The following is a 2568-nucleotide window of genomic DNA, read 5'->3' on the forward strand; positions in this document are numbered from 1 at the left end:
TGTGTCTGGTGTTCTGAGGTGTGCTCTCCCGCCCCCGCCGCCCCCCCCCGCGGACCGGCGCACCGCGGGCGGCGGGACCGGCCAGGGGACGGGACCGCGGGACCGACCGGCGGGCGAACTGTCGGTGGCGCCTGGCACGCTGGTGGAGTGCACGTTGTGGTCGCGGCCGACGCCGAGGGAGGCGGGACCATCCGGCCCCTGGGAGAGAACGGGCACGGGGGGCACGCGAGCCGGGTGCCCGATCTCGCGGCGGCCGTGCGGTCGATGGAGGCCGAGGCGCGGCCTCGCTGGGTGTGGGCCGACTCCCGCCGCGTCTACCCGGTGCTCCTGTCCGCCGGCGTACGGCTGTCGCGCTGCCACGACGTCGCGCTGACCGAGGGACTGCTGCTGGCGGCCGACGGCCGTTACGGGGAGCCCAGGCAGGTCCGTGCGGCCTACGCGCGCCTGCGCGGCCTCCCGGTGCCCGACGACCCCCACGAGGCCGCGGAGGGGCATCAGGCGGGCGGCACGCAGGCGAGCCTGTTCGAGCCCGCGCCGCCCGGGCACGACGTCCCCGAGGCCGACATGGTCGCCGAGGTGTTCGAGGACCAGCGCCGCCGCATCGCGCGTACGCCCGATCCGGGGCGGTTCCGCCTGCTCGTCGCCGCCGAGTCGGCCGGCGCGCTGGTCGCCGCGGAGATGGCCCACGACGGCATGCCGTGGCGTGAGGACGTCCACGACGCGCTGCTGACCGACCTGCTCGGGCCACGCCCCGCCCACGGCATGCGGCCCGCGAAGCTCCAGGCGCTGGCCGACGAGGTGTCGGCCGCCTTCGGCCACCTCGTCAACCCCGACTCCCCGCAGCAGATCGTCCGGGCGTTCAAGACCGCGGGGATCGAGATCCCGTCCACCCGCTCCCATGTGCTGAAGACGGTCGACCACCCGGCCGTCGCGCCGTTGCTGGCGTACAAGGAACTGGCCCGCCTGCACAGCTTCCACGGCTGGACCTGGGCCGCGCAGTGGGTCAGCGGCCACCGCTTCCGCCCCGAGTACGTCGTGGGCGGGGTGGTGAGCGGCAGGTGGGCCACCAGCGGCGGCGGGGCGCTGCAGATCCCCAAGGTGATGCGCAGGGTCGTGGTGGCCGACGACGGCTGGACGCTCGTGGTGGCCGACGCCGCGCAACTCGAACCCCGGGTGCTGGCCGCGCTGTCCGGCGACCGGGGGCTCGCGCGGGCCGCCGGGGAGATCGACCTGTACGCCGCGCTGGCCCAGGCGTTCGGCGGGGTCCGCGAGTCGGCCAAGATCGCGATGTTGTCCGCCATGTACGGCGGGACCAGCGGCGACGCCTCCAAGCTGCTGGCCGTGATGCGGCAGCGGTTCCCCAAGGCGTACGCGTTCGTGGAGGACGCGGCCCGCGCCGGGGAGGAGGGGCGGCTGGTGCGCTCCTGGCTGGGCCGCACCTGCCCGCCTCCGTCGGAGCGGTGGCGGCGCCTGGTGGCCGGTCCCGAGGGCGCCCGGGCGGCCAGGGACCGGGGGAGGTTCACCCGCAACTTCGTCGTGCAGGCCACGGCGGCCGAGTGGGCGCTGACGCTCCTCGCGGTGCTGCGGGGGCTCCTGCCCGGCGCGGCGAGGCTGGTGTTCTTCCAGCACGACGAGGTGATGGTGCACTGCCCGCTCGGCCTGGCCGGCGAGGTCCGCGCGGCCGTGGGGCAGGCGGCGGAGGAGGCGACCCGGCTGCTGTTCGGCGACACCACGGTCCGCTTCCCGATGGAGGCGGTGGCCGTCAGCTGCTACGCCGACGCGAAGTGACCCCTGCCCCGGGTCACGCGGGGCGGAAAGTGCTCCAGAGGGCCTGCCGCACCGGTGCGGCGGACTCGTTCCAGTCGAAGTCGGGCGAGGCGAACATGATCGCGTAGGCGCGCCCGCCGGTCATCTCCAGATACCGGATCACCGCGTGGACGGTGACCTCGCTGGTGTTGGTGTAGGTGTACTCCCACTCGGCCGCGGGGTAGCGGTAGTCCACCTGGCGCAGCTGGATCTGCGTGTAGTCGGTGAAGTCCTTGATGTCGAGGTTCTGCTCGGCGGCCCGCAGCGCCGTGAGGCCGCCGTCCGGGATCCTCTTGATCGTGATGCTCTGCCCGCTGTCCTTCGGGCCCGTGAGCCTGACGGCCCCGTCCTCGACCGCGGCGGTCCACTCCTCCGGCACCGCCAGCGACACGCCGCCCTCGGTCACCTGGCGGTAGCCCTCGGGCACGCGTACGGCCGACAGCGGGCGCTCGGACGGCGCGTCGCTCGTGCGGGCCGAGGAGGTCGCCGCCGCAGTCGTGGCGTCCGGCCGGGCGACCGCGGTCTCGTCGTCGTCCGGACCGCTCGGCAGCAGCACGAGCACGATCGCGACGATCACCGCGACCACGGCCGCGCCGGCCACGACCAGGAGGAGCTTCGACCGGCCGTCGGAGCCGGTGACCTCGTCGGCCCGCTCCTTGCGCCTGCGGCCGACCTGAGGCCGGTGCGGGCCCGTGACCTCCGCGGCAGGTTCGGAGCCGCCTGCCTGTGCCGCGCCTGCCTGTGCCGCGCCTGCCTGTCCTG

2 protein-coding genes are annotated in these 2568 nt (G+C 75.1%); one reads left to right on the forward strand and one right to left on the reverse strand.

Annotated elements, in window-relative coordinates:
- The first annotated feature begins 147 nt into the window (after positions 1 to 147).
- Positions 148 to 1788, forward strand: coding sequence for a bifunctional 3'-5' exonuclease/DNA polymerase (locus AB0J39_RS39150; RefSeq protein WP_363474227.1), 1641 nt, complete (start codon positions 148 to 150; stop codon positions 1786 to 1788).
- Between the two features lie 13 nt (positions 1789 to 1801).
- Here the strand turns inward: AB0J39_RS39150 and AB0J39_RS39155 are convergent.
- Positions 1802 to 2568: hypothetical protein (locus AB0J39_RS39155; RefSeq protein ID WP_363474229.1), on the reverse strand; the 767-nt coding region annotated here is incomplete at its 5' end.

It is taken from the genome of Microbispora sp. NPDC049633, assembly GCF_040675265.1.
Lineage (GTDB): Bacteria > Actinomycetota > Actinomycetes > Streptosporangiales > Streptosporangiaceae > Microbispora > Microbispora maris.